We start from the raw sequence: 26,505 nt of genomic DNA on the forward strand, positions 1-26,505 counted from the left end.
GCTGCCTCTGCGGCGCCCCGGAACACACATGCTTAGAGGCGTTCCGCCACGGCCTTCATTTGCAGGAACTGCAGAAGGTAATCGGGGCCGCCCGTCTTGGTATCGGTACCTGTGAGGTTGAAGCCGCCGAACGGCTGAACACCAACCAGCGCGCCCGTGCATTTACGATTGAAGTACAGATTGCCCACGTGGAAGTCGCGGCGTGCCCGTTCGATGCGGCTGCGATCGTTCGAGAACAGCGCACCCGTCAGCCCGTAGACCGTGTCGTTAACAACCGCCAGGCCCTCCTCGAAGTCCTTGACGCGGATCGCCGCGACGAACGGGCCGAACACTTCCTCCTGTGCGATGCGCGCGCGCGGCGACACGTCGCCGAAGATGGTCGGTTCAATCAGATAACCGACCGCATTTTCCACGGCCTTGCCGCCGGTCAGCAGCTTGCCCTCGGCGTGACCGATATCGATGTACGACAGCACCTTCCTGTACTGCAGTTCGTTGCAGACCGGACCGAAACCAGGATTGTCCTTTGCTTCGCTGACAACCAGTTCTTTAGCCTTCGCAACGACCTTCTCGAGCAATGCGTCGTAGACCGAATCCACCACGACCAGACGCGAGCAGGCGGAACATTTCTGGCCGGAATAACCGAAAGCGGCCTGAATGACACCGGCTGCCGCGTCATCGAGATTGGCCGTCTCGTCGACCAGAATGGCGTCCTTGCCACCCAGCTCGAGGAAAACCCGCTTGAACCATTTTTGGCCTTCGGCCAGCTTCGCGGCGGACTCGTTGATCTGGGCGCCGGTCGCGAGCGAGCCCGTGAAGTTGATAAAGCGTGTCTTCGGGTGGGCGACCAGATATGAACCGATTTCCCGTCCGGTACCCGGCAGATAATTCACCACGCCGGGCGGCAGGCCCGCTTCTGCGAAGATGTCGAAGATCTTCGCCAACGAAACCACCGTGTCTTCCGCCGGCTTGCAAACAACCGTGTTACCCACCACGATCGCGCCCACCGTCATGCCAGTCATCAACGCCATCGGGAAATTCCACGGCGAAATCGTCACGCCGACACCTAGCGGAATGTAGAAGCTCTCGTTCTCTTCACCCGCGTAGTCAATCAGCGAACCCAGGCCGCCCACGTGCCTGATAGCCTGACGCGCGTAGTACTCGGTGAAGTCGATCATTTCCGCAACTTCGGCGCTTGCTTCGACATAGTTCTTGCCGATCTCATAGACGAGCCACGCCTCGAGCTCGCGCTTGCGCTTGCGCATGATGGCTGCGGCCTTCAACATGACACGGGACCGATCCTCCTGGCTCCAACGCTTCCACGATTCGAACGCCACCCACGCAGCTTCGAGCGCGGCGTCCGCGTGCTGCGTCGTCGCCTTGGCGGTGTAGCCGACGATCTCCTCCGGATTCGACGGATTCGTCGAGACGAGCTTCGCTTCGGTTTGCACACGCTCGCCGTTGATCAACAGCGGATAGGTCTGACCAAACTCGGAACGCACCTTTTTCAGGGCTCGCTGCATATCGGCTTTGGCACTTTCAGTGTCGAACAAATCGAACGGCTCGTTCTTGAACGGTGCAATCAGCATCGCTTTCTCCAGATTGAATGGTTTGGGCTGCTCTGCCGCCCTGCTGAGCGCGGCACGCTACCGTGAACCGATTGTCCGGCGCGAAAACTTTGCGGTCTTGATCAGGCTCCATTGATTCGTGCGGAATTCTGCATAGTTATGAAAATCGCGTTGGCGCCACCCACCGTCAATGTCACTTAAACACAGAGACACGAGTAAAAACAGCGGGAAATAGAGCAAATACTGATTTGCGGATTTCTGCTATTTGCTACACTGGATCAACGGGGCATCACTTCATTCGGAGCACGTATCATGGCCATGCATTTCGACCTCGTTGATCTTCGTCTCATCACCTGTATCGCCGAGACAGATAGCTTGACGCGTGGCGCCGAGCGGTTTCATATGTCCGTACCCGCAGCAAGCACCCGGATCAAGAATCTGGAAGAAAGCATGGGGGCGAAACTGCTGTACCGGACGAGCCAGGGGGTTACCCTCACCCCACCGGGCCAGGCATTCCTTCACCACGCCCGGGTTGTCCTGTCGCAACTCGAGCAGTTGCGCGGCGACATGCAGGAGTACGCACGCGGGATCAAAGGTCATGTGCGGATCTTCGCGAACACCACGGCCACCACGGAATTCCTTCCTAACGACCTGCGTGACTTCCTCGCCGAACACCCTGACGTGAACGTCGAGCTTCGCGAACGGCTGAGTCATGACGTGGTGCGCGCGGTGAGTGAAGGCACCGCGGACGTCGGCATCGTGGCAGGCAATGTCCGGCCCGAATCGCTGGAAGTCATGCCGTATCGTTCTGACCGGCTCATCCTGGCGGTATCGGAATCACACCCGTTGGCCGGGGAAACGTCCATTCCATTTGAGGAAGCAACGGAGTTCGACTTCGTCGGGATGCCCGAGGCGAGCGCGATTCACACCTTTCTGAACCGCGTCGCGCACGATATGCACAAGAAACTTCAGGTGCGAATTGAAGTGGGCAACTTCGAGGCGCTATGCCGAATGATCGAGGCTAACGTTGGGATAGGCGTGCTGCCTCGTTCGTCAGCGATACGCTACGTCAAAACCATGAAGATCCGGCTGGTCGAAATCGAGGATGCCTGGGCGACGCGCAACCTGCTGATCTGCGTGCGCAGCCTCGATCTGCTACCGTCATTTGCGCGGGAGCTCGTCGACCTCCTCACGCAGAAATGCAAGGGCGATTGCGAGTCCCTGCCGGCGTAAGCGGTGGCAGTTAGTCTGCGTTTAAAGCCCTCTTCTCCACACACAAATTGTAGTCGGCAGGCCGGTGCGTCAATCTAGCGTGAACGACGCTACCCGACGCCCTCATGACTACCGAACTCAATTATCTGCGCACGTGGATCGGCCGCACCCAGGCCGAACAGGAACTCGTCTCCCCTCGTCTTGCGCAACAACTCGCCGCCACGCTGGACTATGAGGACGTGCCGCGTGCCGGCTCTCCGTTGCCTCCCCTTTGGCACTGGGCGCTCTTTCCTCACATCGTTTCGCAACCGCAGGTTGGCATGGACGGGCATCCGAAACGCGGCGGATTCCTACCGCCCGTGCCTTTGCCCCGCCGTATGTGGGCGGGCAGCCGGGTCCGGTTCGAGCGGCCGCTCGTGGTCGGCAGCCTGGTCACCCGAACCTCGCAGATTGCCGACGTCGCCGCCAAGGAAGGACGCAGCGGAAAACTCGTGTTTGTGCGTCTGCGTCATGAACTGGAAGACGCGGAAGGTCCGCTGCTTTCCGAGGAGCAAGACGTTGTTTATCGCGAGTCCGCGACGACGGCGTATAGCGCGGCGAACGGTCCGACGGCACCCGTGGAGTCCACATGGAAGCGGGATATCGTGCCGGACCCGGTCCTCCTGTTTCGCTACTCCGCCGATACCTTCAACGGGCATCGTATTCACTACGACCGGACCTACGCTCAGGAACAGGAAGGCTATCCCGCGCTGGTCGTACATGGACCGCTGACTGCGACCTTGCTGGTCGATCTCGTCCGACGCAGCCTTCCGGGCGAGTCGATCGCTTCGTTCTCGTTCAAGGCGGTCAACCCGCTCTTTGACGATGCCCCCTTTCATCTATACGCCGCGCGCGCAGCCGGATCGAACGAGGTGAAGCTTTGGGCGGCCAATCCGGAAGGCGTGTTGTGCGTCGAGGCAGCGGCAACGCTAACGGCGCGCGCGTGCTTTCCAACAATGAAACCGAAGGAGTAGAGACAAGTGTTGGCTAACGTTGACCCCTATCAGGACATTCGCGAAGCGGTTCGCGATCTGTGTTCCAACTTCCCTGCCGAGTATTTCCGCAAGGTCGACGAGGAGCGCGCCTATCCCGAGACCTTTGTGCAAGCCCTGACCGACGCCGGTTGGCTGGCCGCCCTGATTCCGCAGGAATATGGCGGCTCCGGACTCGGGTTGACTGAAGCGTCGGTGATCATGGAAGAGATCAACCGCAGCGGCGGCAATTCCGGCGCGTGTCATGGACAGATGTACAACATGGGAACGCTGCTCAGACACGGCTCCGCCGAGCAAAAGGCGCGATATCTGCCGGAGATCGCGAGCGGAAAATTGCGGCTTCAATCGATGGGCGTGACCGAGCCGACCACCGGCACCGATACCACCAGTCTGAAGACAACGGCCGTTCGCAAGGGTGACCGGTATATCGTCAATGGTCAGAAAGTCTGGATCTCGCGGATTCAACACTCCGATCTGATGATCCTGCTGGCGCGGACCACGCCGATCGCTCAGGTGGCCAAGAAATCTGAAGGCATGTCGATCTTCCTGGTCGACCTGCATCAGGCGGTCAAACAAGGCATGACGGTTCGCCCGATCCCAAACATGGTGAATCACGAGACTAACGAGCTCTTTTTCGACAACCTCGAGATTCCCGCGGAAAACCTGATTGGTGAAGAAGGCAAAGGCTTCAAGTACATCCTTGATGGCTTGAATGCCGAGCGGACGCTGATTGCCGCCGAGTGTATCGGCGACGGTTACTGGTTTCTCGACAAGGTTTGCAAGTACGTCAAGGAACGCGTCGTCTTCGGCCGCCCGATCGGACAGAACCAGGGCGTGCAGTTTCCGATCGCACGCGCCCACGTCAACGTCGAAGCGGCCAGCCTGATGCGCTATAAGGCCTGCGAGCTGTTCGACGCCAGACAACCCGCCGGCGCGCAAGCCAACATGGCCAAGCTGCTGGCCGCCGACGCCTCCTGGGAAGCGGCCAACGCGTGCCTGCAGTTCCACGGCGGCTTCGGCTTTGCGAACGAATACGACGTTGAACGCAAATTCCGCGAGACACGGCTCTATCAGGTGGCGCCGATCTCGACCAATCTCATTCTTTCGTATGTAGCCGAGCATCTGCTCGGGCTACCGCGTTCCTTCTAAGGGGCTGCACATGAAACCGCTGGACGGCGTGAAGGTCATCACCCTCGAACACGCGATTGCAGCACCGTTTTGCACCCGCCAACTTGCCGATCTCGGCGCACGCGTGATCAAGATCGAGCGTCCGGGCACAGGCGACTTCGCGCGCGCCTACGACGAGCGCGTACACGGCATGGCCTCGCACTTTGTATGGTGCAACCGCTCGAAGGAAAGCCTCACGCTGGACGTCAAGGCCCCGCAGGCGCAGGGCATCTTCGAGCGCCTGCTCGACGATACCGACGTGCTGGTGCAGAACCTGGCACCCGGCGCCGCGGCGCGACTGGGGCTGTCGTATGAAGCGTTGCGTGAGAAGTATCCCCGCCTGATTGTCTGCAACATCTCGGGCTACGGATCCGATGGCCCGTATCGCGACAAGAAAGCCTACGATTTGCTGATCCAGAGCGAGTCCGGTTTTCTTTCAATTACCGGAGGCCCGGACTCGCCCGCGAAGGCCGGGTGTTCCATCGCCGATATCGCAGCAGGGATGTACGCGTACACCAACATTCTCGCCGCGCTTCTGCAACGTTCGAAGACAGGTTTGGGAAGAGAAATCGACGTCTCGATGCTCGAGAGCATGGTGGAGTGGATGACGTATCCCCTTTACTACGCGTTCGATGGCGCATCGCCGCCGCCTCGCGCCGGAGCCGCTCACGCGACCATCTACCCCTATGGCCCTTTCCCTGCCGGGGACACAAAGACCGTCATGCTGGGGTTGCAGAACGAGCGTGAGTGGGGCGTCTTCTGCGCAAAGGTTCTGCTCGCACCCGAGCTGGCTACCGATCCCCGCTTCAGCTCCAATTCGAAGCGGGTGGCGGCGCGCGAGGCGTTGCGCGACATCATCGTCGCCGTGTTCGGCGAACTGACCTCGGAAGAAGTCATCAGCCGGCTCGATCACGCGCAGATTGCCAACGCGCGAATGAACGATATGTCCGACGTGTGGGCGCATCCACAGCTTAAAGAACGCAATCGCTGGGTGAACATCGACTCGCCCGCCGGCTCCATTCCCGCCTTGCTGCCGCCTGGCATCGATACGGCATCCGATGTCCGGCTCGACCCCGTCCCCGCACTGGGCCAGCACACCGAAGCCCTTTTGAGCGAATTGGGTTTTTCAACCGATGCCGTCCGCGAACTTCGCGACGGGGCCGTCGTATAATCCCTCAGTCAAGGTAAGCCTGTTATGAGCAACGCACAGATTCTGGCTTCGTTTGCGGCCAATCTCGAGTTTGAGCAGATCCCCAAGGACGTCGTGGCACGCACGGAAGACCTCTTCCTCGACTGGTTCGGATCCGCATTGGCTGGCCGCGGTGCACGCCCCGTCGAGACGATCCGGAAACTCGCACAGGACTTCGGCCCGCATTACGGCCCCTGCGAAGTGCTGATCTCCCGCCGAACCACCAGCCCGCTCTTCGCGGCAATGATCAATGGTGCGGCGTCGCACTTCGCCGAGCAGGACGACCTCCACAACAGTTCAGTTCTCCACCCGGCAACCGTCGTTTTCCCGGCAGCGTGGGCTGCCGCTCAAGCACTCGGCAGAAGCGGCAAGGAGTTCATTGCCGCATCCGTCGCGGGCTACGAAGTGGGCATCCGCGTCGGCGAATTCCTCGGTCGATCGCACTACAAGATTTTTCATACCACCGGGACCGTCGGTACGATCGCGGCCGCGGCGGCGGTCGGCAAGCTTTTGCGGCTGAGCGGCGAACAGATGGTGAATGCGTTCGGCTCCGCCGGCACCCAGGCAGCCGGGCTCTGGGAATTCCTGAAAGACGCTGCGGACTCCAAACAACTGCATACGGCCAAGGCGGCAGCGAACGGTCTCCTCGCGGCCTACCTGGCGGCCGACGGTTTCACTGGCGCGAAAGACATCTTCGAAGGCGGCAAAGGCATGGGCGCCGGCATGTCCACGCAAACGCATCCGGAGAAACTCGTTGACGCACTCGGCACGCGCTGGGCGCTGAGCGAGACGTCCTTCAAATTTCACGCCTCATGCCGGCATACCCATCCGGCGACCGATGCCCTGTTGCAGGTCATCAGGCGGGAGCGGATCGTACCGGACGACATCGAGACGGTGGTGACACATGTTCACCAGGCTGCCATCGATGTCCTCGGACCGGTAACCGATCCGCAGACAGTGCATCAGGCGAAGTTCTCCATGGGCACTGTGCTCGCCATCGCTGCCGAGTTTGGCCACGCCGGCGTCCGGGAGTTCGACGCCCACTACAGGGAAAGCCGGATCTCGCACTTCTGCAAGAAAGTTTCGATGGTGCTCGACCGTGAGGTCGATACAGCCTATCCGTCGCGCTGGATCGGCAAGGTCACCGTGCAGACCAAAGATGGTCGCACTTTCGCTGGTCGCGTGGATGATCCCAAGGGAGATCCCGGCAACACCCTCACGCGCGCCGAACTCGAGCATAAAGCGCTCACGCTTGGCTTGTACGGCAATGCGGCCACCGAAGACGAACTCAAGCACGCCATTGCGTCCATATGGGCGATTGGCGATGCGCTCGTCGTCCCCAAACTGCTCCCCGACTCGAAACTGGAGACTCATCATGGCTAACCTGGCACCCCGGTCCTATCTCTTCGTTCCCGGAAACCGGCCTGACCGGTTTGCCAAGGCTGCGGCGTCGGGCGTCGACGTTGTCGTTATCGATCTGGAAGACGCCGTCCCTGCCGCCGAAAAGAGGATTGCGCGAGCCGCTCTGGCCGAGTGGCTGTCCACCAACAGCACGCCGGTCGCGGTGCGGGTGAACGACGTGAACAGCGAATGGTTTCGCGATGACATCGCCGTATGCCGTGCGCCCTCCGTGGCCGCTGTCATGCTGCCCAAGACCGAACGCATCGACGATATTTTCCTGTGCGAGTTCGCCGGCAAGCCGACCGATATCCTGCCGATGATCGAGACCGCGCAGGGTTTTCGGAATGTGGTCGCGATCGCCCAGCACCGGCTGACCACGCGGCTCGTCTTCGGCAATGTGGATTTCCAGCTTGACCTCGGCATCGACGGAGACGATGAGCAGCTCCTGTACTTTCGCTCGCAGATCGTCTTCGCTTCTCGCATTGGCAACCTGCTTTCGCCGGTAGATGGTGTCAGTACCACGCTGGACGATCCCGAGCAGATCACACGCGACACCCTCCGTGCAAAGCGGCTCGGTTTCGGCGCCAAGCTTTGCATTCATCCGAAGCAGGTGGCGGCAGTCAACGCTGCGTTCATTCCCGGCGAGAAGGACGTCGAATGGGCACAGCGGGTTGTAGACGGCGCCGCTGCATCTCATGGAGCGGCCGTCGCGGTGGACGGCCGTATGGTCGACCGGCCGGTCATTTTGAAGGCCCAGGAAATCCTCGCGGAGTCTCAGCGCCGTCGACGCCTGGGCGTTTGATTCAACCTCAAGAGGAGACGAAAGTCATGCAACGGTTTGAGATGTATATCAACGGCGAATCCTGCGCGCCGGCTTCGGGCGAATGGTTCGACACGGAGAATCCCTTCACCGGCGAAACGTGGGCGCAGATTGCCAAAGGCAACGCGACAGACGTCGATCGGGCTGTGCAGTCGGCGCATGCCGCCTTCAGTACAGGACCATGGTCGCAGATGTCGCCGAGCCAGCGCGGTCTGCTGCTTCATCGGGTAGGCGACCTGATCGCACGAGACGCCAGGCGGCTTGCCGAACTCGAAGTTCGTGACAACGGCAAGCTCATGGCGGAAATGCTGGGCCAGTGCCAGTACCTGCCGCAGTGGTACTACTACTTTGGCGGCCTCGCGGACAAGATTCAGGGCGCGGTCATCCCGCTCGACAAGAAAGGCTACTTCAACTACACCCGCAACGAGCCGCTGGGTGTCGTCGCCGCCATTACGCCGTGGAATTCGCCCCTGTTGCTCGCCACATGGAAAATTGCGCCCGCGTTGGCCGCGGGCTGCACGGTCGTGATCAAGCCATCCGAGTTCACTTCTGCGTCCACGATCGAGTTCGCCAAGCTCTTCACCGAGGCCGGCTTTCCGCCGGGCGTCGTGAACGTCGTAACCGGATTCGGGGCGGACGTCGGCTCCCCTCTGGTAGAGCATCCTCTGGTCAAGAAGATCACCTTCACCGGTGCGGACTCCACCGGCCGGGCCATCAACGAGGCAGCAGCCCGTCAGTTCAAACACGTGAGTCTCGAACTGGGCGGCAAGTCGCCCAATATCGTGTTCGAAGATGCAGATCTGGAAGATGCGGTGAATGGCGCGGTTTCCGGCATCTTTGCTGCGACCGGGCAAACCTGCATTGCCGGATCGCGGTTGTTGCTGCAAGAAAGTATCTACGACACCTTCGTCGACAAACTTCTGACGCTGGCACGGACCGCGGAAATGGGTAATCCGTCGAGTATGGACACGCAGGTCGGGCCGGTCACCACGCGCCCGCAGTATCAGAAGGTCCTCTCCTACATCGAAACCGCAACCCAGGAAGGCGCGACCTTGCTGCTCGGCGGGAAGCCTGGCAGCGGCCCCGAATGCGGCAACGGCTGGTTCGTCGAACCCACGATCTTCGGCGACGTGAACAACAAGATGCGAATCGCGCAGGAAGAGGTCTTTGGTCCTATCCTCTCGATCATCAGGTTCAAGGACGAGGACGACGCGGTGGCACTGGCCAATGACGTGCGTTTCGGCCTAGGCTCAGGCGTCTGGACGAAGGATATGGGCCGCTCCCTTCGTGTCGCCGAAAGGCTGCAGGCCGGCATGGTGTGGGTGAACAGCTATCGCGCGGTGAGCTACATGTCGCCGTTCGGCGGCTACAAGGATTCCGGACTGGGCCGCGAGAACGGCATCGACGCGATCCGCGAGTATCTGCAAACGAAGAGCATCTGGATCAATACCGGCGTCAAGACGGCGAATCCGTTCGTCATGAGGTAACAAGGAAATGCCCCGCGAAACACTGCGGGGTAACCTGGCAATCCATTCTGGTAATCAGGATAGCGAATGGATCACGCGTTGCCTTGCGCAACGCCTCGAATCATTCCACGAAACGCTTTGCAAGCGCCTGGACTGTCAGGACTTGATACCTTGAGCGGCCCGGGTACTCGGCGCCCGGACCTCCAGCGTGATCCCAGCCCCTTCGTCGACGGTCTTGAAGTACGTGAAGCCACTTCGATCATCGAGACGCCCGCGGGCGAGCACATCCACTCCGGCGCGCGCAGCGAGTTCCTCGGCCTTGTCGCAACTCTCGACAGAGAAGCCGAGATGAAAGACACCTTCGCCTCGCGTTTCCAGAAACCGTCGTTGCGGCGTATCGCCGTCTCCCGGCTGGCAAAGCTGCAACTGGGCGTTGTCGATATTCGCAAACTTGTAGCGCATTTTGAGAAAGGCCGGACGATCATAGCCGTCCAGTTGGTACGCGTCCAACGGTGGAAAGTCAGTCCACGGACCGACCCCAATCGACTCGTAATACTTCACAGCGTTTTCGATATCGCGGACCACGATGCAGATGTGGTGCAGTTTCTGAAAAATCGGCAGCTTGTCCATCGTGAGCTTCATCCCTGGTCGGTGTTGACGCTGGACTGCAGAACCTTTCGAGGCTACCGCGGCCCGCTTTGAAGAAACGGCAGGATCAACCCGCCTTGGCAATCTTCTTCGGCGTATACGTCTGTGCCGCATCATCATGCGACTGGCCGATGCCTGGGTTCCATTGGAAGCCGGAACGCGCCACGACTCCCGGCTTCAGGCGCTGGTCCGGACCAAAGTCCGCAAACGGATGGAAGAACAGAGGCTCTGTGCTCTCAAGCGCGCGCAACCGCGCCGCGTAAGCGTCCAGGTACGCCTGCCGCTCCTCGACGCTCACGCGCCCGGGCATCCACGACACGTGCGGCGGCAGCACATCGAAGCCGAGGTAATTGAAAATCCCGTTGTGGATCGGCCAGAGAATGTGGTTGATATCGCCGTCCACGCCATCCGGTTCGTAGAGGCTCGCCGCCGTTCCCGTCGTGGTCGACACCATCGCCTTGCGGCCCTTGAACATGCCGGTCTCGTATTTACGGCCGGTGGCATAGGCGAACCCACGCGTCATGATGCGATCCACCCAGCCCTTCAGGATGGCGGGCATCCCGAACCACCACATCGGATACTGGAAGATGATCAGATCGGACCACAGCACCTTCTGCTGCTCGGCATAGACATCCGGCGTCGGTTTCGTGGACGTCCCGAACATGTGCTCCTGTTCCGCCGAAAGATCGAGGAATTCAGGGTTGAGACGTTCGCCTACAAAGTCTTCCGCGCCGAGCTCGGGCCGCCACTTCATCTGGTACAGGTCCGTTACCTGAACCTCGTGCCCCTGCTCTATCAGGGTAGAGACAGCCGTGTCTTTGAGCGCACCGTTGAACGACTTAGGTTCGGGGTGGGCGAAAACGATAAGCACTTTCATGCGACAACTCCATAAAAACCGGTTCGTTGAGCGGGCTGGCCGTTGGCGTACGCTCGGATTCGGATCACCGCCGGGTGCAATCCCGTCACGGTGACCGGTCAGGTCTGTAGCATTCTGGATGTTTACCCAAGCCCGGTCTTGAAGGGGCTCGGCTAATTTTTGCGGAATTTTGCACAGTATTTGATCGCCTTCGTCACTTGCAGGGTCAAAAATCCCTTTCCAGCATGCCGTTCCCGATCTTCGACCCACCCTGCGTGGTGCGGAGAATTGCCAAAATTCCCGCGCATCGCCGGCCGGATCGGTGCAGATGAGCGAGCCATGCGCCGGATCACCCCGGGTCAGCGGATCAGGCCACCGCATCCAGTTGAGCAGTGTCGCCCTCCAGATACGCTGTCCGAACCGCTGGGTTGGCCAGCAGGTCTGCGCCGCTCCCTTCAAGCGCAATCTGCCCATGCTGGAGCACATACCCTCGATGCGCCACGCGCAACGCATGATGGGCGTTCTGTTCCACAAGCAGAATCGTCATGCCGAGCTGCTCGTTCAACTCCTTGATGACCGAGAAAATCTTCTTGATGAAAAGCGGCGCCAGTCCGAGCGACGGCTCGTCGAGCAGCAGCAGTCTCGGTTGCGACATCAAGGCGCGTCCTATCGCGAGCATCTGCTGCTCGCCTCCTGACAGTGTGCCGGCACGCTGCGAGACTCGGCTCCGCAGGATCGGGAACATCTCGTAGATCCGTTCGAGGTCACCCGCAGTCCGGCGATTGGCCGACGTATCGCCCATGAGGAGGTTCTCAAGCACCGTCATCCGCTGAAAGATGCGGCGCCCTTCCGGCACGACTGCAATATCGAGCTTGCCGATCGCATGTGACGGCAGGGTCGTAATATTCCGTCCGTCGAATTCGACCCTGCCGCCGCTAGCGCGGGGATAGCCGAAAATAGTATTCATCAGTGTGGATTTGCCTGCGCCGTTTGCGCCGATCAACGTGACAATCTCCCCCGTGTTCACACCTAGGCTGACTCCGCGTAGTGCCTGGACGCTGCCATAGTGGGCACTGAGTTCGGTAATCTTAAGCATGAGCGGTTTTCTCCTGCGATGCGTCATCGTGTGAAGACGTCTCGTCGTCCTCTCCGAGGTATGCGCCGATAACCTCGGGATTTGCCTTGATCTCGGCAGGCAGCCCCTCTGCAATCTTCTTCCCGTGATTGAGCACGACAATATGATCTGAAACCTTCATGACGACGCTCATATCGTGCTCAATCAGCAGAATGCCAATCCCCTGCTCCCTGGAGAGGGAGGTCAACAGCGCCGTGAGTTCCGCCGACTCACGCGGATTGAGGCCGGCGGCCGGTTCATCGAGGCAAAGCAGGATCGGTTCAGCGCACATCGCACGCGCGATCTCGACACGACGCTGTACGCCATACGGCATGTCGCCCGCAGGTTTGTTGGCGATATCGCGAACGCTCAGGCGCTCTAGCCACGTCAAGGCCTGTTCTATCGCCTTGTCGTTGGCATGCCGAAACGACTTCGAATTCAGCGCGCCGGCAATCGAAAACCTCGACGCCTGCTGCAGGACATTGTGCTGGGCAATCATCAGATTTTCGAGCACGGTCATACGCGGAAACAGCCGTATGTTCTGAAACGTCCTCACCACCTGACCGACCCGCGCGACATCCACGTTCCTCATCGCGTCGAGTCGAAGTTCGCCGCGCTGTGGATGTCGCAGTTTGACGGAGCCTTTCGTGGGTTTATAAAAACCGGTCAGGCAGTTAAAGAAGGTCGTCTTTCCGGCCCCGTTCGGCCCGATCACGGCTGTCACCTCGCCGGCACGCGCCGTCATGGACAGGTCTTCGATTGCATGAAGTCCGCCAAACTGCATGGTCAGGTTCTCAACGCTGAGCAACGAACTGGAACCGTTCATGGATTCGCCTCCACGCCCGGAGCGCTGACCGTCGCACGTCGATGGCTGATCAGCCCGCCGGGGCGCACGATCATGATAAAAACCATCGCAATACCGAAGAGCAGCATTCTGTACTCTGCAAAATCACGTCCCAGTTCAGGCAAGATCACGAGCAAGGCTGCCGCGAGCACAACGCCCAACTGACTGCCCATGCCACCCAGCACGACGATCGCAAGAATCGTCGCCGACTCCGAAAATGTGAAACTCTCTGGAGAGATGAAGCCCTGCCGTGCCGCGAAGAACACGCCGGCGAATCCGGCCAGCATGGCACCGGTCGCGAAAGCCGACAGCTTCACGTTCGTCACATTGATGCCCATTGCTTTGCAGGCAATCTCGTCTTCGCGCACCGCCTCCCACGCGCGCCCCACAGGCAAGCGTCTCAGCCTGGAGACAAGGAGGTTGGTCAGCAACGCGAGTGCCAGGATCAGGTAGTACAGAAAGACGATCCTCTGGGCAGGCGAGTAATCGAGGCCGAACACAGTTGCAAACGTCGGGCCGTCGCTGGACGTCTGCATCGGAAGCCCAAAAAACGTTGGCTTGGGAATCGACGAAATGCCGTTCGGCCCGCCCGTCAGGCCACCCCAGTTCACCAGCAGCAGCCGGATAATCTCTCCGAACCCGAGCGTAACGATCGCCAGATAGTCGCCTCTGAGTCTGAGCGTCGGATAGCCAAGCAGCATGCCGAATGCCGCGGCAAGACCGCCAGCAATCGGGAGCGACTCCCAGAAACCCAAGCCAAAATGCGTCGAGAGCAGACCGTAGGTGTACGCCCCTACCGCGTAGAAGGCGACATAGCCAAGATCGAGCAGGCCTGCCAGACCGACGACGACATTCAGGCCCCAACCCAGCATCACGTATATGAGGACCGTCGTAGCCGTATCGACGACATAGCGGTTTCCTGCAAATAGTGCGGGCAACAGCACGGCGAACGCCACGCATGCCGCTCCGATCCAAACCAGCGAGTCGTTCCGTGCGGTTTCAGACGCGGGCCTCGCGCGCACGCTTCGCTTTGAAAAAAAACTGAACCGTTGCAGCATCCACTGCAATATCAAACGTCCGGCAAAGGCGACCACAATGAAGGCTGCCAGAAGCCCCCATCGTGTTTCGACCTGTAGGCCGTTTGCTCCGTCTCGCGTGGTCAGTCCCAGCATCGGCAAACCCACGAGAGCGGCAACCAGCGCGGCGCCAAGCGCATCCCTGAGGCGAAACTGAATATCCATTCTTTGCATGGTTGTCGGGCTCATCAGACTTTCTCCACCTCTGGCCGGCCAAGCAGGCCGGAAGGACGGAACATCAGAACAATGATCAGGATGACGAACGTGGCCACATCCTTGTATTCGGGAGACAGGTAAGCCGCCCAGAAGGCTTCGATCAAGCCGATGATCAGGCCGCCGAGCATCGCGCCGGGGATTGAGCCGATTCCGCCCAGAACCGCTGCGGTAAAGGCCTTGATGCCGGCCTGAAAGCCAATTGAGAAGTCGATCACGCCGTAGTAGATTGTCACCATGACGCCGGCGACGGCAGCCAGCGCAGCGCCGATCATGAAGGTCAGGGCGATAATCCTGTCGACGTTATAGCCGAGGAACTGCATCATCCGCTGATCTTGCTCGCAGGCTCGCTGCTGCCTGCCGAAAGGCGTCCTGTTGATAAACAACGTGAACGCGGACATCAGCACGACGGTCACAATGACAATGAGCATCTGCACGTACGAGACGTACGGCCCCGGTCCGTGAAGTCCCTCACTGGAGAAAAGATTCACGCCGCCCATGACAAGCGGCGGGATCGACTTGACCCGCGCGCCCTGGGTAAGCTGAACCATGTTCTGTAAAAAGATGGAAATCCCGATCGACGAAATCAGCGGCGCGAGACGATTGGAGCCTCGAAGCGGCCGGTAGCCGACGCGTTCGACGGTCCAGCCGAATACGGACGTCAGTGCAATCGAGACGATCAAGGTAATGGCAATACTCACCACCACAGACGAGATCCCACCGCTCGCGATAAGCGTGAAGCAGGTCACGGCGATGAATGCACTGACCATATAGATATCGCCGTGAGCGAAGTTGATCATGCCGATAATGCCGTAGACCATCGTATAGCCGATCGCGATCAGGCCGTAGACGGCGCCCAATGTCAGCCCATTAATCAGTTGTTGCAGTGCCTGGCTCATGTCCTCTCCGGTGAATCTGCTTCAGAGGCGGTGCAGTGGACAGACGCACCGCCTCATTCCGTATTACAAAGACTGGAAAGGACCGGTCACTTCACATAGTCATAGTTGTTGCCGTTCCAACGGTAGACCACATAGCCAGGGCTCTTGAGATCGCCTTTCGCATCGAAGTCCACCTGGCCGACTACCGTATTGAAGGAGGCGTTGTGGAGCTGCTTCACGATCGCCGCATAGTCTGTGGAATTGGCCTTCCTCGCTGCCTCTGCGAAAACCTGCATCGCGGCATACGAGTACAGCATGTAGCCTTCCGGCTCGATCTTCTGCGCGCGGAAGGTCGCCACGACCTTTGCGGCTGCCTCACTCTTGCGCGGGTCGGGCGGGAAGGTGAACAGTACCTTGTTGATTTCCGGTCCCGCCGCAGTGACCAGTTCATTGTTCGTGAGCGTGTCGCCGCCCAGCACGGTAAGATTCAGCCCTGCCTGCGCCGCTTGCCGCAGAATCAGCGCGACTTCCTGGTAGTACCCGCCGTACGCAAGGATCTGAACGCCGTTCGCCTTCAGTTTGCTGACCAGGCCTGAATAGTCCTTTTCACCGGCTGTGATCGACTCACGCAGCACCACGGGCGTCTGCCTGGCTGCGAGATCCTTGGCGACCTCGTCGGCGAGACCGCCGCCATATGCGGTCTTATCGTCGATGATTGCGATTTTCTTGCCCTTGAAATGCGCAGCGATATAGTCGGCGGCAACCTGTCCTTGCTGATCGTCCCTACCGGTAATGCGAAAGATGCCCTTGATGCCGCGTTCCGTGATTTTCGGGTTGGTGGACACGGTGACCTGCGGGATCTGCGCGTCGTTATAGACGTCTGACGCCGGCAACGTGGAACTGGAACACCAGTGACCGTCGACGAACGCCACCTTCTGATTGACGAAACTGTTGGCAACCGAAACGGCCTGCTTTGGATCGCACACGTCGTCGCCAACGACCAGGTTGAGTGACTGCCCGAGCACACCACCCGACGCGTTGATGTCCTTCACCGCCTGTTCTGCGCCCTTGCGAAACTGATCACCGCCCGAGGCGTACTCCCCCGTCATTGGGCCAGCCACGCCCACCAGAACACTTGCATCCGCAGCGGCCGAGCATGCCAACGCCAAGCCGCCCATGCTCAGTACCGCGCCCATTCCAACCAATCTTTTCCGGCCGTTCATAACCATCTCCAAGAGCAGGCTTCGATGCGGGAACGAACAGGTCTCAGCTATCGTTCCCGGGTATTACCTCGCTGTCACTGCCGCGAGATAGATCGAAGGTTGCCGACACCAAAAACGGCGCGGAATTTGATTGTGCGAAAGCGTGGATTAGGTACAGGCTAACGATGCGCAACGGCGGCATTCCGCTGCGGGAAATCGCACAGTTTGCCAGTCCGTCCGCCGGACGGCCGCGTAAACGACTAGGCGGAAACGGCGAGAAAATCTGCGCATCCGCTCAGCCGAAGATTCGTGTTCTGGCTGACATCCTCGTGCGGCTGGCGCGCACTTAGGGGTGCTCATCCCCCTACGCGGTTGATTTCACGAGTCGCGCCGAAGAGCCACTCAACGGTCAGCCGTTGACTCTCGGCGAAAGCAGATCCTGCAGACCGATCGAGTGGTACATCTCGCGGCGCATCCGGTCCGCCACGCCGTTGACGATCTCTGCGCCGTCCTGCGACGGGTCCACATGCACGCGAAACGGCCGCTTGCCGAACGGCAGGTCCACCACGCGAACGATCTCCGCTGCGACCTCCGCCGGATCCGCATCCGCGGGCTCCAGACTCGCCAGCCCCTTCAGCGCCTGGTCGGTCACGCCGGCATACGGGCCGCTTTCATATTCGGCGGCGATGTCGGCGTCCGCCGGCTTGCCTGAATGCGCAAAGTGATTCGTACCTTTGGTGAAGGCGCCCGGCACCATGATCGTGCTCTCGATGCCCCAGCGCGCCAGCTCGGTCGAGTACGACACGGCGAGCGCATCCATGGCCGCCTTCGCCGCGAAATACGGCGCGAGGAACGGCGGCGTGCCGCCGCGCGTGGACGACGAACCGACCCACACCAGCAACCCCCTGCCCTGCTTGCGCAGGAACGGCAGCGCGGCGCGGTTCACGCGCTGCGCACCGAGCACGTTGACGTCGTACTGCTGGATCATCTGTTCGGGCGTAAACGCCTCGGCCGGCCCGAACACCATGTGACCGGCGTTGTGCACGATCACATCGAGACGGCCGGCGTCCTTCAGGATGTGCGCAATGCCCGCGGCCACCGATGCATCGGACTGCACGTCCAGTTCGACCGTGCGCAGATCGAGCGACTTTTCCTGCGACCACTGCGCGATTTCCGCGACGCGAGGCGCGTTGCGGCCCTGCGTTTCGCGCATCGACGCGTAGACGGTATGGCCCGCTTCGGCCAGCGCACGAGCCGTCATCAAACCAAATCCGGATGATGCGCCAGTCACGAGAATGCTATAAGTCATGAGATATCTCCTGTTGTCCTATGATTAACGCCCGGCTACGGGCTGCGAAGGCTGACTCAGCTCGCCTCGGCCTGCGCCGGAACGATCGCCGAAAATCGACCGGTAGTAATCCATCCCGCTATCCAGATGGGTGTGGAAGCCAAACTTTTCGTCCAGCATTGCCAGCATGTCGGCACGCTCGACGCGCATCACATAGCTGTGCTCGTTCGTCACGAGCACGCACGGCTCGCCTTGCGCCTCGGCGGCGCTGAACCACTTGCCCGGATCGGCATGACCACTCCGAAACGTGCGTCCGGCATGCTCGACCTGCCAACCGCCGTCGAGCAGGATCCAGTACGGCGCATCCGGTTCGACACCGTGATCGCACGTGGCGATCACGGCACCGGCGTCCGCTTCCCACTCGCGTGAGTGGTCGATCACCCACTGCAGCTGCGCCGTCGACAGCGCAGTGAAGAACGGCGTATGCCGCAGCAGGTGCAAATACGTCACTGAGGCTCTCATCGTCATCTTCTGTGCGGCGTCCGGCTCGCGCTTTGCGCCGCATGAGGCCAATCCCAATACGGCGATCAGCGTCAGGAGGGAGGTCGAGAGGCGCCGGCGCCAACGCGCCGCGCCGCTCGAAGCCTGAGGGGACACCATGTCAGGTTCCGCCATCGGTTTGCCGGTACGTCAGGCAAGGCCGCCGTTGGCGCGCAGCACCTGGCCGTTCACCCAGGCACCGTCCTTTCCAGCCAGGAAGGCCACGACGCCCGAGATGTCGTCCGGCTGACCCAGGCGCTCCAGCGGCGGCATCTTCGAGAACTGCGCGATCTGCTCTTCGGTCTTGCCGTTCAGGAACAGCTCCGTTGCAACCGGGCCCGGCGCCACGCAGTTCACCGTGATGCGGCGGCCGCGCAGTTCCTTCGCGAACACGCGTGAGAACGCTTCGACGGCCGCCTTCGTGCCGTTATAAACCGAGTAGCCCGGCAGGTTCAGCGCCAGTGTCGTGCTCGACAGGTTGATGATCCGGCCGCCGTCGTTCAGACGCGTCGCCGCTTCGCGCAGCGTGTTGAACACACCGCCGACGTTGATCGCGAACGTCTGGGCAAACAGCTCGTCGCTCGATTGCGCGAGCGGCGCGGTCTTCAGGATGCCGGCGTTGTTGACCAGCACGTCGACCTTGCCGAGTTGCTGCTCGACCGTCTCGAACAGACGGCGCACGTCCTCGACCTTCGACACGTCGCCCTGCACCGCGATGGCCTTGCCGCCGGCCTGGGTCAGTTCGGCCACGAGCTTGTCGGCTTCTGCCGGGCTCGATGCGTAGTTCACTGCAACCGCAAAACCGTCCTTGACGAGACGCCGGGCGATGGTGGCACCGATACCGCGCGAAGCGCCGGTGACGATTGCGACGGCGGATTGATTTGCTGCACTCATTGAAATTCTCCTGTTCAGGTGGATACCTGGACAGGATAATGACTGACATCACGGCGAAGATAATTCGCCATGTTTTTCCATCAGTATTCCATTTACTTTAACTATTGAGCGGATCATCCCGTCATGGACCGTTTCCAGGAAATGCAGGCGTTCGTTCGTACCGCCGAACGCAGCAGCTTCTCGCAGGCCGCCGACGACCTCAACATTCCACGTGCAACGATCACCAACCTGATCAAGCGGCTGGAACTGCGGATCGGCACCCGGCTGCTCGAACGCACCACGCGCACGGTACACCTCACTCACGATGGCGAGGCCTACTACCACCGGTGCGTGCGTCTGCTCGCCGATATCGAGGAGGCCGAAGGCACCTTCCGCAACGCATCGCCCAAGGGACTGCTTGTCGTGAACCTGCAGGGCACGCTGGCGCGGCACTTCGTGATCCCCGCCCTGCCCGACTTCCTGTCGAGCTATCCGGAACTGCGGCTGCACATCGGCGAGAACGACCGGCTGGTCGATCTCGTGCGGGAGGGCGTCGATTGCGTGTTGCGCGCAGGCACCCTGCGCGATTCGTCTCTGATCGGACGGCAGATCGCGTCCATGGAGCAGGTCACTGTTGCGAGCCCGGCTTACCTCGCACGCTTCGGCGAGCCGGCCAGCCTCGAGGACCTGTCCGAACATTTTGCGGTGGACTACGTGTCGAGCGCGACGGGCAAAGCGGTCCCGCTCACTTTTCTTGTCGACGGCATAGAGACTGATCTGGTGATGCGCTCGACCATCTCGGTGACAGGCGCCGACCTGTACACGGGATCGGCCATCGCCGGCGCCGGGGTGATTCAGGTGCCGCGCTACCGGATTGCGGCTGATATCGCCGACGCACGGCTCAAGGTGATTTTGCCGGGGTTTCCGCCGCCGCCGATGCCCGTGTCCGTGCTGTACCTTCACAACCGGCAGTTGTCGCCACGGGTGCGGATTTTTACTCAGTGGCTTGAAGAGATATTCAGGGGGGTGCCGTATCAGACTGGTGTGAAGCGGAGCGGTAAGACTTAGCGTGAAAGAACCCCGGAATCTCTCGTCCCCTTCAGGAAAGCCGATCGTAGCCGAGCATCTGGTTCACGTACCGAGACCGGCGTCCTTTCACTTTCATCTTTTCCCCTACAACGGTCTCATCTTGCTCTGCAATAGCGAAGCATCATACTCTCGTCGGAAGTCGGCGCTTCTTCGCGCTAACCGTGGGCTTCTCTGCGTCAATTTGCGAAATCGTAAAAATAACGAGGAAAGGATGCGACCGTCATTGAATCGGATAGTGCTGTATGCGAAAGACGTGCAGGCAACCTGTGCCTTCTACGAGCGACACTTCGAATTTGAGTGCGAGTTCGACGCCAATGGTCGCATAGCAGAGTTGGTCTCGCCGCATGGCGGCGCCATCATCATGGTTCATCAAGCCGGAAAGGGATTGAAGGCGGGGCAAGCGTCGGTAAAGCTGGTTTTCGACGTGGAAGACGTCGAGGGCTTTAAGACGCATTGTGCGAAGCAGGGACTTGAGTTCGGCACATCTCACCAAGCAGATGGATATAGTTTCGCAAACGCAAAAGACCCAGCAGGTAACCCGATATCCATTTCGAGCCGAAGGTTCGCCATCGGCCGATAGCAGCGACCGTTTGCGCCTTTCAGTAGCAGACTGGCCGGATCGGGCTGAGTTATGCCCAATGCATAGGCAACGTCCTGGACAAACGGCGGGTGCGGTCGTGAGACGCCGTGCGGCCGTGAGCGGTCGTTGGAACAGTGCTCATAAATCGGCGACAATCGGACATTCTGGAAAGCCATTCTTGCAACTGCGCTGATGTCCTGTCCACTGCGGGCTTAAAGTGCAGCCGATTCGCGCCGCTCTTGTCCACGGTAACTATCTCGGGCTCGCCGTTCTGTCTACCTTCTCGAAGTAACAGCGAGCTACTTGACCGCGCTAATGCGACAAAGCCTTCCAGACCTTCAAGGACGTACGGCCCGAGACACATCGAACCAGTTCGCCACATCATGACCACGACGAGAAGCCTGGCGCTCATTCTGGCATGCGTGTTTGCCTCTTCTCAGCACGGCCACGCGCAATGTGTCGACCTGGTCGCCAGTCTTGACGACGGTCAGTTGATGCAGTCGCGGATTGCGCTGGTCGACCGTGCCACGCCTACCGAGCAGATCCGCATCCTCGCCTACATTTTCGAAATCGATCAGACCGGCGGCCTGCTGTTGCGTCATCTGGTCGACGCCGCGCGCCGAGGCGTGCCGGTCAAGCTGCTGATCGACGGCATCGGCCCCGAGCCGCACTTCCCGTTCGAGGACGAGTTCATCGTCGCCCTGCACGAGGTGGCTCCCGGCATCGAACTCCGAATCTTCCATCCACGATCAGATCTCGTCGAGATTTCGCATCGCATGCACGACAAGCTGTTCCTGGTTGGCGACACGGCCGTGATCGGCAGTACCTCGATCTGGGATGCGAGCTTCCGCAACTGGCTCAGCGAGCGCGATCTGATGGTGTCGGGCGACGCCGGCCAGGATGCTTCCTCCCTGCACGCCATGTACCAGCATTTCGCCTTGTTCTGGAATAGCCCGGAAGTGGTTCGCCCCGAGCCGGAAAAATTCCTCAAAGTCGCAAGTCCTTATCGCGTCTCGCAGGGTTATGCGACGCTGGACCCGGCGCGCATCCGTCATTGGCGCGAATGGCTGCTGGCTCCGCTCGACGCTGCAGCCCGGGCGACGGACCTGGCCGCTACCGATACACCAACTGCCTCCGATACGCCCAATGATCCCGCCGCTCTGCCCGCACCCGAGGGGTATTTTGATCCCGCCTGGATGCCGATCGCCTGCGAGCGCCTGCGCTATGTCCACGACTGGCCCGACAAGCGCTCGCCAGGCACGTTGCAGGACATGCTACAAGCGTTCGATACGGCGCAGCACGAAATCCTGATCATCAACCCCTACCTGATCCTGGTGCCGGAACTGCGCGAGGCGCTTGAGCGCAAGCGGCGCGAAGGTGTCCACGTGATCCTGGTGAGCGCCTCGCTGGCGAGCATCACGCAGGAATTCCCCGCAGTCGGGCGCGCCTATGCCGACGATCTGCCCGGCCTGGTGAATGCCGGGATCGAGGTGCGCGAATATTCCGACCGAGAGAACCGCATGATGCACGCCAAGCTGGTCCTCATCGACGGCCATCGATATTATCTCGGCAGTTTCAATTTCGATTCGCTGTCGGCCCGCTTAAATACCGAAAACGGCCTGTGGATAGATATCCCTGAGGACGGGCTCGATCCCTTGCAAGACAGCGTGGCGTACTTCCTGCGCAACTCAAGTTCGGTGAGCGACCCCAATGGCCGCCTTCTGGCGGATCCCGATGCGCGCTGCCGGGCCGACGGCTGCGGCGGTGCCTGGCGGTGGGTGACGATGTTGATCAGGAACTTCCTCTGAGCGCGGCGTGCCCTGTCGCTAAACTACGTGGCGAGTTCGGGGGCGCCGAGCAAACCCGCGGAAGCGTGTAAGTTTGGATCAAGGCAGCGGGGCTCTTGCCTTCAGACTTCCTGTTTCCGGGCCGCATTCATGCGTCGCCCCATCTGTCGACGCGTCCGTACGCGCGGCTCGTGCATCGCTGGATACGGTCGATTGGACTGGACGACGCCGCGTACGGCACGCACACGATGCGCCGGACCAAAGCGTCGCTGATTTATCGCCGGACAAAAAACCTCCGGGCCGTCCAGCTGCTGCTTGGCCATACCAAACTTGAGAGCACAGTCCGGTACCTCGGCATCGAGGTCGACGACGCGCTCGAAATGGCGGAACGGACCGAGGTTTGAGCCGCGATCCCGCCGGACGGTAACAGACACTGTCCGGCCAGGAGCGGTCTTTGGACAGGCACCCACGAATCGTCGACAATCGTGGTTACCCATTTGCTCAAGTTGAATACCGATGAAAGTATCGAGAGACTTCGGAATCGTTGTCCGACGGGCTGCGCTTGTGTCCAAGGATGTCGACCTATCGACGGTCATGGCCGAATTCAATTTTCAGACATACTTTGACGAATCCAGCAATCTGATATCGCTCGGTCCGTTTTTTGGAGGCGATGCAGCCGACGAGTGCATGAGGTCATTGGAAAGGCTTGGTCTCGCATACGTCGACGACTTTTTTATCTTTGAGGGGTTTGTGCCCGACTGGTGTTCATTCGAAGTCTTTTGAGGCGCGACGGCTGACGAGCAGCTTCTGCTGTCGGCCACAACCTGCCGTTCAGCGAGTTGAGGAATTTGCAGTTTGAACGGCAGCCGCACTCCGGAACCCGATGCTCGCGCTATGCGCGCGATTCGACCATTGCGTATCCGTCAATCCAATGTCAGCTACTCTAAACGCACGATAACGGTTGAACTGTTCAGCGGCCCAACTCGCCGTTGCGGCCCCTCAATCTTCTATCGAGCGGGTAAGATTGGGTTCCACACTGCGGGCATATATGCGCGATGAGTATGTTTTCGAGGAGGCCGAGCCTGTGATCAATCATATAGACATAGAAAACTTTGGTAGCTTCCAAGGTTTGGAGTGGAAAAAGACAGTTCGAGACAACGGGAAGAACGTCAAGCCTTTCCAGCGCCTGAACATCCTCTACGGACGCAACTACTCTGGAAAGACGACCCTCTCTCGTGTTTTTCGTGCGCTGGAGACGCGCAAGCTCCCGCTGAACTATGTGGGCTCGTCGTTCACCGTGACGGGTGAAAAAGGTGCGGTCACTAATGCTGACCTTTTGACCCACAACTATGACGTGCGCGTCTACAACCGCGACTTTGTAACTGACAACCTGAGTTTTCTGGTCAACCAAGAGATCGGCGGCGTTATCAAGACCTTTGCCATCGTCGGTGAGCAGAACAGGGAGATCGACGACGCCATTGCTGCCATCGAAACCAAGCTTGGCAGTGTGGAGGCCAAGGCTGGACTGCGCTTTGACCTAGAGAACAAGAAGAAAGAACGCGATCGCACCAAGACTGCCCATAGCACGGCTTTGAGTGGATTAGAAGGCAAGCTGCGCTCGCATGCTGCTGAGAAGATAAAGAAGAATCCGCAGTACCTCGTGCCCGTCTACACCATAGAGCACATCAGACGCGACATTGCTTCTACCAGTAAGCCCGGCTTCATCGCGCTGACCACCGAGGAACAAGCAGGTAAGCTCACCTTGCTCAAGCAAGAAGCCTTACCCGACATTACAGGCACTCTGGCCGTCACCCTCAAGCTGGAGTCGCTGAAGGCCATTGCTGGCCCTCTTCTGTCCAAGGCGATAACGCCTACCAAAGCGATTGAAGAACTGCTTAAGGACAGCGCTTTGCAGCTTTGGGTCAAACAAGGTATCGGGCACCACCGGGACAAGCGGAACACCTGTGCTTTCTGCCGACAGGACTTGCCGTACGACATTTGGCAGGTGCTGGACGAACACTTCAGCAAAGAGTCGGATGACCTAGAAACGGCCTTGGATGCTGCTATCGCGTCAGTCACGAACGAGATCAAGTCCATTGCTAGACTCAATACCTTCACAGGAGCTCAGTTTTATGCGGATGAGCGTATCGCGTTTGAAGCGAGCAGCAAGGCACTATCGGAAGCACTTGGTGTCTACCAAGACGATTTGGATGCCCTGAAGAAATCGCTTGAGACTCGCAAGAGCAACCTGTTCCAGCCCGTGCTTCTGAAGGCCACTTCACATGACGCCAAGGAGATCGAGAAGCATGTTCAGGACATCAATTCGCTGATTGTCACGAGCAACGGAAAGACAAAAACCCTGGAAGACGACAAAAACACTGCTAGAGATGCACTTCGCTTGGCTGACGTGTTTGCGTTTGCTGAGGCGATCACCTATGAGAAGGAGGTTGCGCGCATAGCTAAGCTCAAGACCGACGCCAACACGGCAGATACGGCCCATACGGACACTGAAAGAGATATCCGTGAAGCTGAGGCAGAAGTCCAAGCCTTGAGAGCCAAGCAAAAAGATGAGCGGAAGGGGGCCGAGAGAGTCAACTCTTTGCTCAACAACTTCTTCGGCCATGACGGTATAAAGCTTGAGGCCCGTGACGGCGCAGACAAAGCCACGGTCAAGTTTGAAATCACACGAAACGGTACGGCCGCGTACAACCTCAGCGAAGGCGAGTGCAGCTTGATTGCCTTTTGCTATTTCATTGCCAAGCTAGACGACCCGGAGAGCAAAGGCAAAGAACTGATCATCTACATTGATGATCCAATTTCTAGCCTCGACGGAAACCATATCTTCTTCATGTTCAGCTTGATAGAGAGTTTAATTGCGAAGCCGATTAAGAATGCTGACGGTTCAAACGTCTACCGCTACAAGCAGCTTTTCATCTCGACCCATAACCTGGACTTCCTGAAGTACCTCAAGCGCCTGTCCATTCCGAAGAAGAAAATCCCTGCTGGTGAAGGCAAGACGAAAAGTGTCGATGACCATGAGCATTTCATGATTGAGCGCAACGGCGCTTCAAGCAACATCTTGCTCATGCCGTCTTATCTTAAAGACTACATAACTGAGTTTCACTACCTCTTTCATCAAATCTACAAGTGCAAAGATCAAGCTGCCGCAGCAGATAGCCATGAGCCATTTTTCGGCTTTGGCAACAACCTGCGAAAATTTCTAGAAGCCTTCTTGTTCTTCAAGTACCCTTATCATGATGATAGGAACGACGCCTTTGAACGGATCAAGAAATTCTTCGGGGAAGAGGAAGATGCAGCAGTTGCGCTGGTCAACCGCCTTAACAACGAGTTTTCGCACCTAGAATCTGCTCCAGACAGAGGCTTTAAGCCCGTGGAAATTCCTGAGATCGCCAAGGTGGCAAACTATGTCTTGGACAAGATTTACGCTGCTGACAAGGTGCAATACAACGCTCTGTTGAAGAGCATAGGAGAGCCTGAGCGAGCAGGCTAAAGGATCGCTTCCGATGTCGGATTGTTGGACGGAAGCCGCCACTTAACTCGATCTATACCGAATGGCCGTGCCGGGGCGCGTTGAGCCGGTCAACGGGTCCACGTGCCGACGTGCCAATGCAAAACGCATGAAGCCGTGCTCGACCAATTTCGGTC

General features: G+C 59.4%; 22 protein-coding genes and 1 pseudogene. 12 read left to right on the forward strand and 11 right to left on the reverse strand.

What is annotated here, in order from left to right; genetic code table 11:
- Positions 1-32: 32 nt before the first annotated feature.
- The gene (pruA, locus tag BUS12_RS12735) at positions 33-1,586 is read right to left on the reverse strand and encodes an L-glutamate gamma-semialdehyde dehydrogenase (protein ID WP_074296027.1); all 1,554 of its coding nucleotides are present in this window, start codon (positions 1,584-1,586) and stop codon (positions 33-35) included.
- A 291-nt stretch (positions 1,587-1,877) separates the two neighbouring features.
- Here pruA and BUS12_RS12740 point away from each other — a divergent pair, with 291 nt between their 5' ends.
- From BUS12_RS12740 to BUS12_RS12770, 7 genes are all read left to right on the forward strand, one after another.
- A complete protein-coding gene (locus BUS12_RS12740) occupies positions 1,878-2,798 on the forward strand; it encodes a LysR substrate-binding domain-containing protein (RefSeq protein ID WP_074296028.1) in 921 nt (306 codons plus the stop codon).
- 104 nt (positions 2,799-2,902) lie between these two features.
- Positions 2,903-3,790, forward strand: coding sequence for an HTD2 family dehydratase (locus BUS12_RS12745; protein WP_074296029.1), 888 nt, complete (start codon positions 2,903-2,905; stop codon positions 3,788-3,790).
- A gap of 6 nt (positions 3,791-3,796) precedes the next feature.
- Positions 3,797-4,957: an acyl-CoA dehydrogenase family protein gene (locus tag BUS12_RS12750; RefSeq protein WP_074296030.1), complete on the forward strand. Its 1,161-nt coding sequence runs from the start codon at positions 3,797-3,799 to the stop codon at positions 4,955-4,957.
- Between the two features lie 10 nt (positions 4,958-4,967).
- Entirely contained in the window at positions 4,968-6,146 is a 1,179-nt protein-coding gene (locus tag BUS12_RS12755; protein ID WP_074296031.1) for a CaiB/BaiF CoA transferase family protein, read from the forward strand.
- 24 nt (positions 6,147-6,170) lie between these two features.
- A complete protein-coding gene (locus BUS12_RS12760; protein WP_074296032.1) occupies positions 6,171-7,547 on the forward strand; it encodes an MmgE/PrpD family protein in 1,377 nt (458 codons plus the stop codon).
- On the forward strand, positions 7,540-8,367 hold the full coding sequence (locus tag BUS12_RS12765; protein ID WP_074296033.1) for an HpcH/HpaI aldolase/citrate lyase family protein: 828 nt from the start codon (positions 7,540-7,542) through the stop codon (positions 8,365-8,367). The genes BUS12_RS12760 and BUS12_RS12765 overlap by 8 nt, the downstream gene beginning before the upstream one ends.
- A 26-nt stretch (positions 8,368-8,393) precedes the next feature.
- The gene (locus BUS12_RS12770) at positions 8,394-9,872 is read left to right on the forward strand and encodes an aldehyde dehydrogenase (RefSeq protein WP_074296034.1); all 1,479 of its coding nucleotides are present in this window, start codon (positions 8,394-8,396) and stop codon (positions 9,870-9,872) included.
- Positions 9,873-10,007: 135 nt separating this feature from the next.
- Here BUS12_RS12770 and BUS12_RS12775 read toward each other — a convergent pair whose 3' ends face one another.
- The 10 genes from BUS12_RS12775 to BUS12_RS12820 all read right to left on the reverse strand — a co-directional run bounded on the left by BUS12_RS12775 (position 10,008) and on the right by BUS12_RS12820 (position 19,404).
- Positions 10,008-10,481, reverse strand: a complete 474-nt coding sequence (locus BUS12_RS12775; RefSeq protein ID WP_074297439.1) for a VOC family protein — start codon at positions 10,479-10,481, stop codon at positions 10,008-10,010.
- 85 nt (positions 10,482-10,566) lie between these two features.
- Positions 10,567-11,376, reverse strand: a complete 810-nt coding sequence (locus BUS12_RS12780; RefSeq protein ID WP_074296035.1) for an NAD(P)H-dependent oxidoreductase — start codon at positions 11,374-11,376, stop codon at positions 10,567-10,569.
- A 346-nt stretch (positions 11,377-11,722) separates the two neighbouring features.
- Positions 11,723-12,451, reverse strand: coding sequence for an ABC transporter ATP-binding protein (locus BUS12_RS12785; RefSeq protein WP_074296036.1), 729 nt, complete (start codon positions 12,449-12,451; stop codon positions 11,723-11,725).
- Positions 12,444-13,295 (reverse strand): ABC transporter ATP-binding protein, encoded by an 852-nt coding sequence (locus BUS12_RS12790; protein ID WP_074296037.1) that lies wholly within the window; start codon positions 13,293-13,295, stop codon positions 12,444-12,446. Before BUS12_RS12790 ends, BUS12_RS12785 begins: the two co-directional genes overlap by 8 nt.
- Positions 13,292-14,578: a high-affinity branched-chain amino acid ABC transporter permease LivM gene (livM, locus tag BUS12_RS12795; protein WP_074296038.1), complete on the reverse strand. Its 1,287-nt coding sequence runs from the start codon at positions 14,576-14,578 to the stop codon at positions 13,292-13,294. Before livM ends, BUS12_RS12790 begins: the two co-directional genes overlap by 4 nt.
- Positions 14,578-15,501: an ABC transporter permease subunit gene (locus tag BUS12_RS12800; RefSeq protein ID WP_074296039.1), complete on the reverse strand. Its 924-nt coding sequence runs from the start codon at positions 15,499-15,501 to the stop codon at positions 14,578-14,580. Before BUS12_RS12800 ends, livM begins: the two co-directional genes overlap by 1 nt.
- Positions 15,502-15,587: 86 nt before the next feature.
- A complete protein-coding gene (locus tag BUS12_RS12805; protein WP_074296040.1) occupies positions 15,588-16,703 on the reverse strand; it encodes a branched-chain amino acid ABC transporter substrate-binding protein in 1,116 nt (371 codons plus the stop codon).
- 388 nt (positions 16,704-17,091) lie between these two features.
- The gene (locus tag BUS12_RS12810; protein WP_074296041.1) at positions 17,092-17,991 is read right to left on the reverse strand and encodes an SDR family oxidoreductase; all 900 of its coding nucleotides are present in this window, start codon (positions 17,989-17,991) and stop codon (positions 17,092-17,094) included.
- Between the two features lie 24 nt (positions 17,992-18,015).
- Positions 18,016-18,630, reverse strand: coding sequence for a hypothetical protein (locus BUS12_RS12815; RefSeq protein ID WP_216352709.1), 615 nt, complete (start codon positions 18,628-18,630; stop codon positions 18,016-18,018).
- Positions 18,631-18,660: 30 nt separating this feature from the next.
- On the reverse strand, positions 18,661-19,404 hold the full coding sequence (locus BUS12_RS12820) for an SDR family oxidoreductase (RefSeq protein WP_074296042.1): 744 nt from the start codon (positions 19,402-19,404) through the stop codon (positions 18,661-18,663).
- A gap of 123 nt (positions 19,405-19,527) precedes the next feature.
- On the opposite strand from BUS12_RS12820, the gene BUS12_RS12825 reads away from it, so the two are divergent.
- The 5 genes and pseudogenes from BUS12_RS12825 (at position 19,528) to BUS12_RS12850 (ending at position 26,350) form a co-directional block, all read left to right on the forward strand.
- Complete coding sequence (locus BUS12_RS12825) at positions 19,528-20,451, forward strand: LysR family transcriptional regulator (protein ID WP_074296043.1); 924 nt, start codon at positions 19,528-19,530, stop codon at positions 20,449-20,451.
- A gap of 232 nt (positions 20,452-20,683) precedes the next feature.
- A complete protein-coding gene (locus tag BUS12_RS12830; protein ID WP_074296044.1) occupies positions 20,684-21,052 on the forward strand; it encodes a VOC family protein in 369 nt (122 codons plus the stop codon).
- 383 nt (positions 21,053-21,435) lie between these two features.
- Complete coding sequence (locus BUS12_RS12835; RefSeq protein ID WP_253190059.1) at positions 21,436-22,860, forward strand: phospholipase D-like domain-containing protein; 1,425 nt, start codon at positions 21,436-21,438, stop codon at positions 22,858-22,860.
- A gap of 32 nt (positions 22,861-22,892) precedes the next feature.
- Positions 22,893-23,243, forward strand: a pseudogene (locus tag BUS12_RS12840) (tyrosine-type recombinase/integrase); the annotation flags it as partial.
- Positions 23,244-23,863: 620 nt separating this feature from the next.
- Positions 23,864-26,350: an AAA family ATPase gene (locus tag BUS12_RS12850; protein WP_253190060.1), complete on the forward strand. Its 2,487-nt coding sequence runs from the start codon at positions 23,864-23,866 to the stop codon at positions 26,348-26,350.
- Positions 26,351-26,505: the final 155 nt, after the last annotated feature.

Source organism: Paraburkholderia phenazinium, assembly GCF_900142845.1.
GTDB lineage: Bacteria > Pseudomonadota > Gammaproteobacteria > Burkholderiales > Burkholderiaceae > Paraburkholderia > Paraburkholderia phenazinium_A.